This window comes from Streptomyces sp. NBRC 110028, assembly GCF_001417735.1.
In the GTDB taxonomy this organism is placed as follows: domain Bacteria; phylum Actinomycetota; class Actinomycetes; order Streptomycetales; family Streptomycetaceae; genus Streptomyces.
In genome coordinates, this window is sequence record NZ_BBUZ01000024.1 from 12,530 (window position 1) to 24,519 (window position 11,990).

Annotated in this window: 8 protein-coding genes; 4 read left to right on the forward strand and 4 right to left on the reverse strand. The window is 76.0% G+C overall.

All coding sequences use genetic code 11. The features are described from left to right. Positions 1–63: 63 nt before the first annotated feature. Both ASC60_RS09355 and ASC60_RS09360 read right to left on the reverse strand, forming a co-directional pair. Positions 64–753, reverse strand: a complete 690-nt coding sequence (locus tag ASC60_RS09355; RefSeq protein ID WP_055548860.1) for a GPP34 family phosphoprotein — start codon at positions 751–753, stop codon at positions 64–66. A gap of 112 nt (positions 754–865) precedes the next feature. After that, positions 866–1,483 (reverse strand): hypothetical protein, encoded by a 618-nt coding sequence (locus ASC60_RS09360; protein ID WP_055548862.1) that lies wholly within the window; start codon positions 1,481–1,483, stop codon positions 866–868. A 102-nt stretch (positions 1,484–1,585) separates the two neighbouring features. On the opposite strand from ASC60_RS09360, the gene ASC60_RS09365 reads away from it, so the two are divergent. Continuing rightward, positions 1,586–3,283 (forward strand): helix-turn-helix transcriptional regulator, encoded by a 1,698-nt coding sequence (locus ASC60_RS09365; RefSeq protein WP_234356875.1) that lies wholly within the window; start codon positions 1,586–1,588, stop codon positions 3,281–3,283. Between the two features lie 10 nt (positions 3,284–3,293). Here ASC60_RS09365 and ASC60_RS09370 read toward each other — a convergent pair whose 3' ends face one another. Beyond that, positions 3,294–6,698, reverse strand: coding sequence for a hypothetical protein (locus ASC60_RS09370; protein WP_055548866.1), 3,405 nt, complete (start codon positions 6,696–6,698; stop codon positions 3,294–3,296). A gap of 362 nt (positions 6,699–7,060) precedes the next feature. Here ASC60_RS09370 and ASC60_RS09375 point away from each other — a divergent pair, with 362 nt between their 5' ends. Beyond that, complete coding sequence (locus tag ASC60_RS09375; RefSeq protein ID WP_055548868.1) at positions 7,061–8,530, forward strand: aldehyde dehydrogenase family protein; 1,470 nt, start codon at positions 7,061–7,063, stop codon at positions 8,528–8,530. A gap of 91 nt (positions 8,531–8,621) precedes the next feature. Here the strand turns inward: ASC60_RS09375 and ASC60_RS09380 are convergent, their stop codons facing one another. After that, positions 8,622–9,413, reverse strand: coding sequence for an IclR family transcriptional regulator (locus ASC60_RS09380; protein WP_055548870.1), 792 nt, complete (start codon positions 9,411–9,413; stop codon positions 8,622–8,624). Between the two features lie 115 nt (positions 9,414–9,528). Here ASC60_RS09380 and ASC60_RS09385 point away from each other — a divergent pair, with 115 nt between their 5' ends. After that, positions 9,529–10,503 carry a 5-dehydro-4-deoxyglucarate dehydratase gene (locus ASC60_RS09385; RefSeq protein ID WP_055548872.1) on the forward strand — a complete coding sequence of 325 codons (975 nt, stop codon included), beginning with the start codon at positions 9,529–9,531 and terminating at the stop codon, positions 10,501–10,503. Next, complete coding sequence (locus ASC60_RS09390) at positions 10,500–11,819, forward strand: glucarate dehydratase family protein (protein WP_055548874.1); 1,320 nt, start codon at positions 10,500–10,502, stop codon at positions 11,817–11,819. The genes ASC60_RS09385 and ASC60_RS09390 overlap by 4 nt, the downstream gene beginning before the upstream one ends. Positions 11,820–11,990 lie beyond the last annotated feature (171 nt).

Sequence of the window (11,990 nt, forward strand, 5' to 3'; positions counted from 1 at the left end):
AGAGAACCCAGGAGAACCCGGCAGAGAGCCGGAGAGAGAACTCCCTTTCGCCGGGTGACCGGGTCAGTTGGTGGTCGTGGTCGTGGTCACGGCGGTGGTCGCCGCCGACAGCGCGGTGGCGACCGCGGCGGCGAGCCCCGCCCGCACACGGTCGACCACGCCCTCCAGCGCGGCCCCCGGCGCGCCGCCGCGCGCCTCCAGCTCCGCGATCCGCTGCCGGTGCGCGTCGAGGTCCTCGTGCGTGACGACGGTCGTCAGCCCGCCCGCCGCGGCGAGCGCGATCAGCGCCGCGTCCCGCTCGGACACCTCGGCCGCGGGCCGTCCCCCGTGCAGGACGCGCACCGTCTCGTCCCGCATCCCCGCGACCAGCTCCGGGCGTTCCAGCGCGTACTCCCTGACCGGGAACAGGCCGAGCACCCGCCGCGTCGTCGTGCGCAGATACCCGGCCGCCCGCAGCTGGTCCCGTACGGCCCGCTCGGTCAGCCGCGGCTGATGCCCCACCCAGGTCCCCCAGGTGCGCGGCCGCGACTCCTCGATCAGCTCCAGCAGCCCGTCCAGCGCCGGGTCGCCGGTCCGCGCGTCCGGCAGCGGTTGGGGCCGCCCCTTCGCGTCGACGAGCAGTTGGCGCTGCGCGAGTTCGGTGAGCGCCCCGGCCTGGACGAGATAGCCCACGTGCGTGACGGGCTTGCCGGTGCCCGGGTCGAAGGCGAGCAGGTAGAGCGTGGCGGCGAGAGAGAGCGAACCGTTCGGCACGGGATCCTCCGGGCATGATCCGGTCGGGCGGGTGCACCGACCCTGGGGCGTGTGCCCTCTCTCGGCGGCGGCGACGCGCACCCCTTCCGGCCCTCCGGGTCGGCACGGGACGTCACGGGTGGTACAGCTTCACCACCGCCGTGGTGGTCGTCCGCCGGAACGCGTCGACCGGGGCCTGTTCGTAGCCCCCCATCTCGCCCCACGCGACGACGGTGACGGTCCGCCCGTCGCGCCCGATCCCGTACAGGTGGATCCCCGGCTCCGAGTCCGGGTACGAGGTGTGGACGCCGTACACGTGGGCGCCGTCCTCGGCGGGGAGCGTGCCGTAGTCCCGCCAGGACGCCGAGCCCTCGGGGTGGTCGCGCCGCCAGTCGGCGGCGCAGTTCCGCACCTTCTTCCCGGCCGCCGCGGCGAGCTTGCGCGCGGCGTCCACGGTGGCGGCCTCGACCACGATCTGGCTCGCGGTCGTGTCGTACTCGGTCCAGAAGGTCCGATGGGTGGCCCCGGCCGCAGGGAGCGTGTTCTCGACGCAGAACGGGGCATCCTCGGGCAGCCCCGGGGTGACGTCGCTCGCGTACCAGTCGGACGACGGGTGCGGAGGCAGCTCCTTCGGTACGAGGTGGCCGGGGGCCGCCGGGGCCGCTGTCGCGGCCGTGGACCCGGCCATGAGGGCGGCCGCGGTGAGCGCGCCGAGGGCGGCGGTGCGGAGGGTGCGCGGAGACATGGGCATGGAAGGGTTCCTCACTTCGTCGAGGGGCGTGCGTCGATGTGACGAGCGTGCGCCGCCCCGCGCCACGACCGCTACGGCGGGCGTGGCATCCGGGACGCCGGAATGCCTGCACGTACGCTGACTTGGGGATACGACGGCAGCCTGGGACGCGCCCGCGGAATGGCGCGGCGGGCCGAGGAGGCCGAGGAGGGGGATGGGCCGGTGGGCGGAGCCGATGCGGTCGAGGAGTTCGCGGAGAGCCTGCGCGCGCTGAAGGAGCGCTCGGGCCGCAGCTATGCGGCCTTGGCCACGCACCTGCACGTGAGCACGTCCACGCTGCACCGCTACTGCAACGGCGACGCGGTCCCCGCGGACTACGCCCCGGTGGAGCGCCTCGCCCGCCTCTGCGGCGCGACCCCGGACGAGCTGATGGCCCTTCACCGCCGCTGGCTCCTCGCCGACGCGAGCCGCGCGACGACGCGGGCGAGCGGCCACGGCCCCCCGCGAGGCGGCGATGCCGGGGCGACAGCGCCGGGTCGGGTCCCTTCCCGCCCCGGCGACGTGACGCGCCGTACGGCCGGGCAGCGGGCGCACGACGTCAAGCCGGCCGCCGAGGCCGGGCGGTTCGGCGGCGCGGCGGGCCGTACGACCGGCGGCGCGGCGCCGGACGCCGACGGAGGCAGCGGCCCCGGGCCGACCGGAGCCGGGCGCACCAAGGCCGGGCGGGCCAGGGCGGCGGCTCGGGCACGGCGGGCGGCCGGGGTGGCGCGGGCTGGCGGGGTGGCGCGGGCAGGCGGGCGGGCCGAGGCGAGGGGCGGCTCGGCGCGGGGGCGGTTACGGGCCGTCCCGGGCGACACCGCGGCGGTCCGCGCCCCCTGGCGGGACCGGCCGTGGGCGCTGGTGGCGGGCGCGGCCGCCGCCGCCGTCCTCGCCGTCACGGCCGTCGAGGTGCGGTCGTCGCCCGGCGCCGCCCAACCGCGGCACCACACCGCCGCCTCGCCCCCGGTGGCGAGCGCGACACCGAAGGCGCCCGCGACGCGCCCGCCCACCGCCGGGCCCACCGCCCGCGGCCGTCTGGACCGCGAGGTGTCCGGCGACGGGCCGAAGCCGGGCGCGCCGCGCGGCGAAGAGCCGGGGCGGCGCGAGGGCGGAACGGCCGCCGCGCCCGGCGCGTCCCGTCCGCCCGGGAACGGCAGCACGCGCCTGCCCCTCACCCTCAGCACCCGCTCCCACGTCTGGGAGAACGGCTGCGACCACCGCTACCTCATCGACCGGCCGCCCGCCGACGTCGCCCCGCCGCCCACCGAGCAGGACGCCCCGGCCTGGGCCGCGGCCCATGACGCGGTGCACGGCGGGACCACCAACGTCGAGGTGACGGTCCAGGGGCGGGCGGCGGAGTCCGCGGTCGTGCTGCGGGCCCTGCACGTACGGGTCGTGGGGCGCCGTACGCCGCCGGCGTGGTCGTCGTTCGCCATGGAGAACGGCTGCGGCGGCTCCCTCACCCCGCGCGCCTTCGCCGTCGACCTGGACGCCGCGCGCCCCCAGGCCCGCCCCACCGACGGCAATGACGCGGGCAAGCCGATCCCCGCCGTCCGCTTCCCGTACCGCGTCTCGGCCTCGGACCCGGAGGTGCTGCTGGTCAACGCCCGCACGGCGGGCTGCGACTGCCGCTGGTACCTGGAGCTGGAGTGGACGAGCGGGGACCGCTCCGGGACGGCGCGGATCGACGACCACGGCGCGCCGTTCCGCACGAGCGGCGTCGAGGGCCGCCCCGCGTACGTCTACGACTACGGCGAGGGCGCCTGGCGCCGGGACGCCTAGACCCTCCTCCCTACTCCCCCGCCGTCGTCAGCCGCAGCGCCGCGTCCCGCACATCGGGGTGCGGATGCCGCCGCAGCTCGCGCACCCGTTCCCGCCAGGGCTCCGCCCATTCCGTACGGGGGCCGCCGACGCCCGTGAGGACCGCGGCGAAGAGCCCGGCGGCGTGGCCGCCGTCCTCCTCCAGCTGCCACGCGGCGCGCAGCAGCGCTTCGCCGCCGCCCGGCCGCGAGGCAGCACCGAGCCGGTCCCGCAGGGTGTCGGCGGTGCGGGCGGCGAGCGCGGGGCGGGAGGCGTGCAGCCGGGCGAGGCGGGCGAGCGCGGCGGTCAGCGCCGAGGGGCGGGCGTCCAGGTCGAGGGCCTGGACGAGCACCTGGGCGGCCTCGGGCACGAACGTCTCGTATCCGGCGAGGAGTTCGGCGGCGCCGAGCGCGTGGCGCCGCGTCTCCCGCGGCCGCATCCGCCCGTGCTGGGCGAGTCGGGTGGCCAGATGGCGTACGCGCTGGCGGGCGGGCCGGTCGCGGTCCGCTTCGGCGTCGGGCATACCGGTGCGGGCGTCGGCGGTGACGAGGGCGGCCAGCGCCCAGGCGAGGGGGTTGTCCTCGTAAGCGCCGTCGGGCGCGGCGGCCATGAGGGCGAGCAGGGCGTCGGCGGCGGACCGCCAGCTCGTCCGGTTGCCGAGGTCGGTGACGGCCGCGACCAGCAGCGCGGCCGCGTCCGGTGCCCAGGGCGACCAGCGGGCGAGCGCCGCGTGGCCGGAGGCGGCCACCTCGGGGTCCTCGGTGTCGCAGACGACGCGGATGAGCTGGGCATAGCGCTCGCGGTGGAGTTCGGGGAGGTCGAGCGGCCGGGTGCGCAGGACGGCGTGGCGCAGTTCGCGGCGCCCGCGGGCGGCGGTGGTCAGCAGTTCCCAGGCGCGTTCGGTGCCGAGCAGCCGGGCGGCGAAACGGACGCAGACGGCCTGGACGTCGGGGTGCTGGCCGGGGAGCCCCTGGGCGTCGGCCAGGAGGGTGGCCGCGTCGGAGGCCGGGAGGTGGGTGGCGGCCAGCCGGGCGGCCTCCTTGCGGCTGGTGACCTTGGCCGGGACGGTCGGTATGGCGGTGGCGACACCGTCGGGGGCGAGGACGCCGCGGATGAGCGCGTCCAGCCGGGACGGCGTGACATACCGGGCGGCCCGGGCCGCCGCGTACACCGCCACCCGGGCGCGGTCGCCGCCCGCGTGGGCGAGCAGCAGGGGCAGGGCGTCGCCGGGGAGTCGGGTCCACGGCAGGGCGGCGAGGGCGGCCTCGGCGAGCACCCCGTCCTCGGCGGTGGCCCACGCCCTGACCAGCGGCGTGCCCTCGTCGAGCGGCGCGGCGCGGGCGATCGCGGTGGCGCGCTCGGCCGCCGGGAGGGTGGTGTCGGCGGCGGCCCGGGCCAACAGGCGCGCGGCGGCTGCCTGCTGGCGGGGCAGCCAGCGGGCGGTGTCACGGCCGGTGGGTGGCGTCCAGTGGGTGCCGTGGGTGAGGAAGCGGCCGTAGGGCGGGGTGTCGCCGAGGACGAGGTCGAGCAGATCGGTGCGGCGCCGGGCCAGTACGGCCAGGACCGGCGGCAGGACGGCGGCCGAGGGCTCCTGGGCGAGGAGTTCGGCCACCCGGTCCTCCCGTTCGCGGGGCGGCTCCAGCCACAGGGCGATCGCGGTGCGGGCGGTGGCGCCACGGCCGAACGCGATGGCCTGCCACAGCAGTTCCTGCAGCTCGGGCAGGGCGTGGGCGCGCCGCCCGAGGGAGCGGGCGAGGGCGAAGGTCAGTTCGTGGTCGACGCGTTCGGCGCCCGCCTCCAGCCAGGGGCGCAAGCCCTCGAAGACGGTGTGTTCCTGGCCGCGCCGCAGCCGGCGGTCGAGGCGGCCGAGGTCGGTGGCGCCGACGCTGCCCGCGAGCCGGGTGACGGTGCGCAAACCCCAGCCGAGCAGTTCGCGCCGCCCGGTGACGGCGTGTTCGCGCAGCAGGGCGACGGCGAGGCGGCGCAGCGCCCGGCGGGTGCCGGTGGAGGAGTCGCGGGCCTGGACGGCGTCGGTGGCGACCCGGTCCAGGGGTTCGGCGGCGTCGTCGGTGAACAGGCCGGGCGGGGTCGCGGCGAGCGCGTCGAGGGCGGCGTGACGCACCGGGTCCTGTTCGTCGCGCAGCCGTTCCAGGCGCCGCAGCAGCGCGGTGACGGCGTCCGGGTCGCCGGACCGGGCGGCGTTGCGGATCAGCAGCGGGTAGGCGGTGGCGCGGTCGTCCGCGTCGGCGCGGCGGGTGGCCGCCAGCAGTTCGTCGTGCGCCTCCTCGACCGGCAGATACGCGACCGCTTCGAGGACCGTGGTCCAGTGCGCGCCGCGCTCGCGCGCCTGCCCGGCCATCCGGCGCGCCTCCGCCTGGCGGCGCGGGCGCGGCAGGGCGTCGAGGACGGCGGGTGCCAGGACGGCGTGGGAGGGGTCGCGTTCGGCGGTGGCGGCGTCGAAGAAGACGGCGCGGCGGGCGGGCGGCAGCGCGGCCAGCAGCCGCGCCAGGGCCTCGCCGTCGTGCGCCAGGGCCCGGCCGAGCGCGTCGAGTTCGGGCGGGTCGGCCGCCACGAGGCGGCGCAGCACGGACCGTTCCAGCCCCCGGCCGCGCAGCAGGTGGGTGTGCTCGGGGGTGAGCAGCAGATCGAGCGTACGGCCGGGGTCGGCGGCCACCAGTGTGCCCAGGCGGTGCCGTAGCGGTGGTGGCAGCGGGCTGTGGCACCGCCGCTCCAGCAGGTCCAGCACGCGGTGCGGTTCGGCGCGGGCGGCGAGCGCCACGCCGGGCGCGTACCGCAGCCACCAGTCGGCGCGCAGCGCCGCGGGCAGCGCGGTCAGCTGCCGCTCGGCCTCGTCGAGGACGGCGGCGGGGTGCCGGGCGGTGAGGGGCCGCCAGCTGCCGACGGCGTGGAACAGCGCGGGCAGCAGCGTCGCGACGGTGTCCGCCCCGCACGCCGGCAGCAGCCGCGCCGCCTCGGTGTCGCCCCAGCGCTCCCGCAGCGGCTCGACGAGCCGGTCGGCGAGCGCGGTGCGGTGCTGGGCGACGACGGCCCGGATCAGCTGGCGCCGTACGGCGGCGGGCGCGTCCTCGAACGCCGCCTCCAGCGCCTCGTCCCCGACCCGGGCCCGCAGCGCGTGGCACCGCACCAGGGGGTCGGGGTCGGTGAGCAGCGTCGCCAGATGGCCGGTGCGCCCGCCGATCGCGGCCGCCGCGGCGGCGAGCCGCCGCTCGTACGCCCCCCGCCCGGCCAGCTCCCCGACGATCCCGGCCAGTTGCCCCCGCGCGCTGGCCGCCCGCACCCGCACGGCCAGTTCCCGCATGCGCCGCGGAAAGGGCAAGGGGTCGAGGGCGGCGATCAGTTCGTCGGCGAGGGCGCGGGGCGCGTCGGGGTCGTACATGCCGAGGATTCTCCCCGCCCCCCGCCGCGCGCCCACACGGGGTGCGGCTCCCCCACCCCGCCCCTCCCCGAACCAGGGGGCTCCGCCCCCTGCCCCCGGAAGCCCCGGGCGGGTGGGCGGGGGCGGCGGGCCGGTGGCCGGAGCGGGGCCGATGTGGCCGGCGGCGAGGCCGTGGCGGGTGATGTCCCAGCTCTCCGAGAGGCGACGGACACCCCCCTGCGACACCCGCCGGAGGCCCATCGGTGTCCGCACGCCGTGCGGGGCCGCCCGGTGGCCCTTACGCTCGGTGTGTGGGCCGTCGGGCAACCCCCGTGCATGGCAACCCCTCACACACATGGCAACCCCAATACGTAGGGGGAAACATGCCGGAGCTGTTCATCGGCGGACAGTGGACCGCCGCCCTCGACGGACAGACGCGGGAGATCCGCTGCCCGGCGGACGGGTCCCGGGTGGCGGCGGTGGACGAGGCCGGGCCGAAGGACGTGGCCGCGGCGGTCGCGGCGGCCCGGGACGCGTTCGACCGCGGGCCGTGGCCGGGCACGGCGGCCGCGGAGCGGGGGCGGCTGCTGCTGCGCGTCGCGGATCTGCTGGAGCGGGACCGGAGCGCCCTGGCCCGGGCCGAGTCCCTGGACACCGGGAAACGGCTGGTGGAGAGCGAGTACGACCTGGACGACATCGCCGGGTGCTTCCGCTACTTCGGCCACCTGGCCGCCGCCGGTGGCCAGGACCGGGCGCTGGAAACGGGCAGTCCGGAGATCGACAGCCGGGTGGTGCGGGAACCGGTCGGGGTGTGTGCCCTGATCACACCGTGGAATTATCCGCTGCTGCAGACGGCGTGGAAGGTGGCGCCCGCGCTGGCCGCCGGGAACACGTTCGTCCTCAAGCCCAGCGAGCTGACCCCGCACACCGCGATCGGGCTGCTGCGGCTGCTCACCGAGGCGGGGGTGCCGCCGGGCGCGGCGAATCTCGTCCTGGGGGCCGGGTCGACGGTGGGCGCGCCGCTGGTCACGGACGAGCGGGTGGACATGGTGTCCTTCACCGGCGGTGTGGTGACCGGGCGCTGGATCATGGCGGCGGCCGCGCCCACGGTCAAGAAGGTCGCCTTGGAGCTGGGCGGCAAGAACCCGAACATCGTCTTCACCGACTCCGATTTCGACACGGCGGTGGACTACGCGCTGACGGCGGTGTTCCTGCACTCCGGGCAGGTGTGTTCGGCGGGTGCCCGGCTGCTGGTGCAGGAGCAGCTGCACGACGCGTTCGTGGACGAGGTGGTGGCCCGCGCCCGGGCGATCCGGCTCGGTGGCCCGTTCGACGAGGACGCCCGTACCGGACCGCTGATCTCGGCCGCGCACCGCGACAAGGTGGCGTCGTACGTGGCGGCGGGCATCGACGAGGGCGCGGTGCTGCGCTGCGGCGGGGCGCCGCCCGACGAGCCGTCCCTCGCGGGCGGCCACTACTACCTGCCGACGGTGCTGGACGACTGCACCCCGGACATGAGGGTGGTGCAGGAGGAGTCGTTCGGCCCGGTGCTCACGGTGGAGCGGTTCCGGGACGAGGAGGAGGCGCTGGCGCTCGCCAATGACACGGTGTACGGCCTGGCGGGCGCGGTGTGGACGCAGGACGCGGAGAAGGCGCACCGGGTGGCGTCACGGCTGCGCGCCGGCACGGTCTGGATCAACGATTTCCATCCGTACGTCCCGCAGGCCGAGTGGGGAGGGATGAAGCAGTCGGGCATCGGCCGTGAGCTGGGCCCGGCGGGGCTGCACGAGTACCAGGAGACGAAGCACATCTGGCGCAACACCGCGCCCCGCCCGCAGCGGTGGTTCGGATGACGTCAGCCGACCCCGCCGGACCGCGCGGGCCCGGCCCCCCGACGCCGCCATCTCCGAGCCCGCGCCGAAGGCGAACGCCGGGCAACACCCCCTACCGCCACTGCGTCGCCGCCCCGCCCGCCCTCGGCACCACCGCTTCGATCTTCTCCCGGATCTCCCGCATCACCGCCACGATCCGTTCCTCCCGGCCCTCCGTCAGCCGCGCCGTCGGCACCGAGCAGCTGATGGCGTCCACCGCGGGTGTGTCGTACCGCAGGGCGAAGCCGAAGCCCACGATGCCGGTGACGCCCTCCTCGCGGTCCACCGCGTAGCCGCGTTCGCGGGTGCGGGCCAGGTCGGCGGCCAGGGAGGCCCGGTCCCGGTGGGTACGGGGGGTCAGCGGCTCCAGCGGCCCTTCCGGCAGCGGGAGTTCGTCGTCGGGGCGCTCGGCGAGGAGCGCCTTGCCGAGGGCGCCGACGTACGCGGGGAGGCGGCGGCCCACCCGGCTGAAGGGCCGCAGGTATTCGTGCGACTCGCGGGTGGCGAGGTAGACGACGTCGCCGTCGTCCAGCCGGGCGAAGTGGATGGTCTCGCCGAGGGCGTCGGACGCCTCGTCCAGGTAGGGCCGCGCGGCCCGCACCCGCGGGTCGCTGTCGAGGTAGCTGGTGCCCGTCAGCAGGGCCCGGATGCCGATGCCGTACAGCGAGCCGGTGACGTCGGTGCGCACCCACCCGCGGTCGATCAAGGTCTGCAGCAGCGCGTACATGCTGCTGCGCGGCACGCCCAGTTGCTCGGCCAGCTCCCGCAGCCGGGCGGGCTGGTCGCCGCGGGCCGCGAGCAGTTCGAGGAGCTGCACGGTGCGGCCCGCCGACTTCACTTCGCGTACGCCACCGGATTCCGCCATGGGGCGCATCGTAATCCGGACCACGGCAGCGAAGTCGCACCTATTGACGCCCCCGCGTGCACATTCCTAATCTCTATCTGCATACGTAGACGTCATCTACATAGGGAGACGAGCGATGACGGCCCTCACGGCCGATGCGGCGACGACGGCGGCCCGGCTGCGCGACGGGATGGCGAGCGGCGTGCTCTCGTTCCCGCTGACCAGCTTCACCGACACCAAGGGGGACCAGGGCGACGGCGCGGCCGCGCTCGACCTGCCCGCGTTCCGCGACTACCTCGCGGCGCAGATCGAGACCGGCCCGGGCGCGATCTTCCCGGCGTGCGGTACGGGGGAGTTCTTCTCCCTGGACGAGGACGAGTACCGCGAGGTCATCACCGCGGCCGTCCGCGAGGCCGACGGCCGGCTGCCGGTCGTGGCGGGGATCGGCTACGGCTGGGCGCAGGCGGCCCGGTTCGCCGGAATCGCGGAGGAGGCGGGCGCGGACGCCGCGCTCGTCCTGCCGCACTACCTGGTGAAGGGCCCGCAGTCGGGGCTGGTCGAGCAGATCCGGCAGATCGCCGCCCGCACCCGGCTCCCCCTGATCGCGTACCAGCGCGACCAGGTCGCCTTCACCATCGACAGCCTGCGCGAGCTGGTCCGGATCCCGGGCGTCATCGGACTCAAGGACGGGCACAGCGATCTGGACCGGCTGCAGCGCCTGAAGCTCGCCGCGCCGGACGACTTCCTGTTCTTCAACGGCGCCGCGACCGCCGAGGTCCAGGCCCGCCCGTACGCCAGCATCGGCATCACCGCGTACTCCTCGGCCGTGCACGCCTTCGCCCCCGAGATCGCGAACGCCTTCTTCACCGCCCAGCGCGACGGCGACGACGCTACGGTGGAGCGGCTGCTGCGTGACTTCTACGTACCCCTGGTCGAGCTGCGCGACCGCGTCCCCGGCTACGCCGTTTCGCTGGTCAAGGCGGCGGCGCGGCTGCGCGGGCGGCCGGTCGGCCCGGTGCGCGCACCGCTCGCCGACCCCGGCCCGGACGATCTGGCCGACCTCGAAGCCCTTCTGACCACCGGACTCGACCTCGTGGGAGCCACCCGATGACGCAGCCGCCGCAGACGTCGCAAGCACAGAATCTGACCATCGCCGAGGTGCGGCTGACGCCCATCCTCGTCGCCGACCCGCCGCTGCTGAACACCCAGGGCGTCCACCAGCCGTACACCCCCCGACTGATCATCGAGGTGGTCACCGAGGGCGGGACGACCGGCATCGGCGAGACGTACGGCGACACCAAGTACCTCGACCTCGCCCGCCCGCTGGCCGAGAAGCTGCCCGGGCACAGCGTCACCGACCTGAACGGGCTCTTCACCCTGGCAGGCGAGGTCGCGGTGGACTCCTCCCGGGTCGAGAACTCCGTCGACGTCGGCGGCCTGCGCGGCGTCCAGACGGCGGACAAGCTGCGGCTGTCGATCCTCTCCGGCTTCGAGGTGGCGTGCCTCGACGCCTGGGGCAAGGCGGCCGGGCTGCCGGTGCACGCGCTGCTGGGCGGCAAGGTCCGCGACCGCGTCGAGTACAGCGCGTACCTCTTCTACCGCTGGGCCGAGCACCCGGACGGCGTCGTCGCCGAGGCGGACGACTGGGATGCGGCGGTCGACCCGGCCGGGGTCGTGGCGCAGGCCGAGCGCTTCGCCCGCGACTACGGCTTCACCTCCTTCAAGCTCAAGGGCGGCGTCTTCGAACCCGACCAGGAGATCGCCGCGATCCGCGCCCTGGCCGAGCGCTTCCCCGGCCAGCCGCTGCGCCTGGACCCGAACGGCGCCTGGTCCGTGCCCACGTCCCTGCACGTGGCGGAGGAGCTGCGGGACGTCCTGGAGTACCTGGAGGACCCGACCAGCGGTACGCCCGGAATGGCCGAGGTCGCCGAATCCGCCGGGGTCCCGCTGGCCACCAACATGTGCGTGACCACCTTCGGGGAGATCCGGGAGGCGTTCACCAAGGGCGCGGTGCAGGTCGTCCTCTCCGACCACCACTACTGGGGCGGGCTGCGCAACACCCGTGAGCTGGCCGCCATCTGCCGCACCTTCGGCGTCGGCCTGTCCATGCACTCCAACACCCACCTGGGCATCAGCCTGGCCGCCATGACGCATGTCGCGGCCACCGTGCCCAACCTGGACTACGCGTGCGACAGCCACTACCCGTGGCAGACCGAGGACGTGATCACCCAGCGCCTCACCTTCCGCGACGGCCGTCTCGACGTCACCGACACCCCCGGGCTCGGCGTCGACCTCGATCGTGACCGGCTCGCCGTTCTGCACCAGCGCTGGCTGGACGACGACGGCACGATGCGGGACCGCGACGACGCCGCCGCGATGCGCGTCGCCGACCCACAGTGGACGACCCCGGCCATTCCGCGCTGGTAGTCCGCGCCTTCCCCTTCTGGTCCGGGCCGCTGAGGGGCGGCCCGGACCAGGCGTGCGCTCCACCTCGACGCCACTCTTGACGTTGAACCGATTCATCGCTTCCATCGTGACCGCACCCCACATCTGGGAGCGCTCCCAGCGCCACTCCCTTCCGCGAGAGGAACCCCCCTC

Bases quoted from the DNA above. Each gene is read 5' to 3' on its own strand.
- ASC60_RS09390 (WP_055548874.1), top strand. From the start codon at position 10,500: ATGACGCAGCCGCCGCAGACGTCGCAAGCACAGAATCTGACCATCGCC.
- ASC60_RS09380 (WP_055548870.1), bottom strand. From the start codon at position 9,413: ATGGCGGAATCCGGTGGCGTACGCGAAGTGAAGTCGGCGGGCCGCACC.
- ASC60_RS09385 (WP_055548872.1), top strand. From the start codon at position 9,529: ATGACGGCCCTCACGGCCGATGCGGCGACGACGGCGGCCCGGCTGCGC.
- ASC60_RS09375 (WP_055548868.1), top strand. From the start codon at position 7,061: ATGCCGGAGCTGTTCATCGGCGGACAGTGGACCGCCGCCCTCGACGGA.
- ASC60_RS09365 (WP_234356875.1), top strand. From the start codon at position 1,586: ATGCCTGCACGTACGCTGACTTGGGGATACGACGGCAGCCTGGGACGC.
- ASC60_RS09370 (WP_055548866.1), bottom strand. From the start codon at position 6,698: ATGTACGACCCCGACGCGCCCCGCGCCCTCGCCGACGAACTGATCGCC.
- ASC60_RS09360 (WP_055548862.1), bottom strand. From the start codon at position 1,483: ATGCCCATGTCTCCGCGCACCCTCCGCACCGCCGCCCTCGGCGCGCTC.